This window comes from Acidithiobacillus sp. TH-A36 (assembly GCF_057473445.1).
In genome coordinates this window covers 1-1,999 of the sequence record NZ_JBYCKP010000296.1, presented here as the reverse complement: position 1 = coordinate 1,999, position 1,999 = coordinate 1, and the positions used below count along the sequence as shown (strand labels likewise).

Below are 1,999 nucleotides of genomic sequence, written 5' to 3'. Positions count from 1 at the left end.
CTTCCGGAACCCTGTCCAGTTGGCGCATGACCAGCCCACCGATGGTATCTGCTGCATCTTCGTCAATATCCCGATCCAGACAACGCTCCAGGGAATAGAGGGACAGGCTTCCTGAACCCACCCAGCTACCATCCAGGCGCCGCTGCCACTCCTTGCGCTGATGGCGGAATTCGTCGGGAATGACGCCGAGCAGACTTTCCAGAACGTGATCCAGCGTCACAAAACCGGTGATAGTGCCGAGGTCATCCACCACCAGCGCAAAATGCGGGTGACCGGAACGAAAATGGCTCAGCAGGTCCATGGCGGGCATGGCTTTATTGACCGAAGGCAAGGGACGTAAAAGACTTTTGAGATCGCCCAGATTATCATGGCGCGCCATCTGCGCAAAAGCGTCTTTCACATGCAGCAGACCGATCACATGCTGGCGGTCGCCCTCGCAAACCGGGTAACGGGTAAAACGATGACGCAACATCATTGCCCGGGTTGCTTCGGAACTCTCTTCGCGCATCAGGCAGATCATGTCTGCTGCGGGACGCATCAAATCACCGGCTGTCAATTCATTGAAGTCCAGCGTGCGGTCGAGAATATCACCGGTGCGCTGACCCAGGGTTCCCTGAGCCTGGCTGAGGGCAAGAATCATCGCCAGTTCATCCCGGGAATGCGGCGCATCACCGGCATGCTGATCCAGACGCAGGGCGAACAGGCGTAGCACCATGCGTGTTGCCCCATTGAGAACAAAAATGGCGGGATACATCAGCCAATAGAAGGCGTAGAGCGGAGCGCCCGTCCACAGGGAAACGGCTTCGACTTTACGAATAGCCAGGGATTTAGGTACCAACTCGCCAATCACAATAACCACGAATGAAACCAGGGCAAATCCCACTGCCAGGGCGATGGAATGGAGCAGCGCCGGGTCTCGAACTCCAAAAAACCGGAACACCGGCTCCAGTAGATGCGCCATCGCGGGCTCACCAATCCAGCCAATGCCCAGGGAGGCACAGGTAATGCCCAGTTGCGTGGCAGAAAGATAAGCATCCAGACGCGCATGCATCCGCACCAGAATGCGCCCACGCAGCCCATGCTCCTGGGCCAGAGTACGCGCATGGGTGCTGCGCAGGCGGACCAGGGCAAATTCGGCCGCCACAAAGAATCCATTGAGAAAAATCAGGAGGGCTGCCAGTAGCAGCCCGTTTGCTTCAGTCACCGGGGCAGACCCCCACCTGCAGCACTTTGCTCGGAATGTGTTTAGTCATCACTGGCGATGAGTTGCTCCAAACCCGCAAAACTTTGCACCACATCATTACTTTGCAGGGTTACACCCAGCTGCCGGGCAATCTGGCTGATGGAAAAAATTCCACGTATTTCAAATCCATGCGTGGTTTCCTCACGCACCAGGGCATGCTGACGACCCGCCTTGCGCAAGGTCAGGACAATATCCCCTACAGTGGAGCGTTCTACCTCGGGAAAATCCAGCACATCAATTTGTCCTAGGGGCACCATGATATTCTGGACCTTGATGTCATCACGGGCGATATGGTCTTCTGCAGCCAGCCGAACCGGCTTTTCCCCCATGATATCCCGGGCCGTAATCAAGCCGACCAGGGTCCCCAAATCATCCAGAACAAATAACAGGCGTACGCCCACATGAATCATGCGCTGCATGGCCTGATCAATAGTAGACTCCGGCTTGGTGGATGCAGCCGGGACGCGGCGCAGATCCGTCATACTATTCAGCGCGGAGTCTTCCGGCTTGAGACTCAAGGGCAAGCCATTATCAAACAGGCAAACGCGGGTATCCGGCTGGAGGCCATGACGTTGTAAGGCACGGAATTTTGTCATCTCTTTTTCTCCGTCAGTTTAATGATAGGGAAACAACTCTCTGTAAACACAGCATAGCGCAAATCAGACAGCGCTATTTGCGGCTGCAAAACCTCGTAGCAAATCATCCTGTAGATCATCTATATGTTCCAGACCGACACTGATGCGCAGCAAACCATCG

2 protein-coding genes are annotated in these 1,999 nt (G+C 55.4%); both read right to left on the bottom strand.

The annotated features are described in order from the left end of the window. A partial coding sequence (locus AC2VLY_RS07740) for a hemolysin family protein (RefSeq protein ID WP_486922054.1) occupies positions 1-1,204 on the bottom strand: 1,204 nt, incomplete at its 3' end. Positions 1,205-1,245: 41 nt separating this feature from the next. Then, the gene (locus AC2VLY_RS07735) at positions 1,246-1,839 is read right to left on the bottom strand and encodes a CBS domain-containing protein (RefSeq protein ID WP_031570288.1); all 594 of its coding nucleotides are present in this window, start codon (positions 1,837-1,839) and stop codon (positions 1,246-1,248) included. Positions 1,840-1,999 lie beyond the last annotated feature (160 nt).

What these genes read in the sequence shown, in the direction of transcription:
- AC2VLY_RS07735 (WP_031570288.1), bottom strand. Translation starts at nt 1,839, where the DNA reads ATGACAAAATTCCGTGCCTTACAACGTCATGGCCTCCAGCCGGATACC.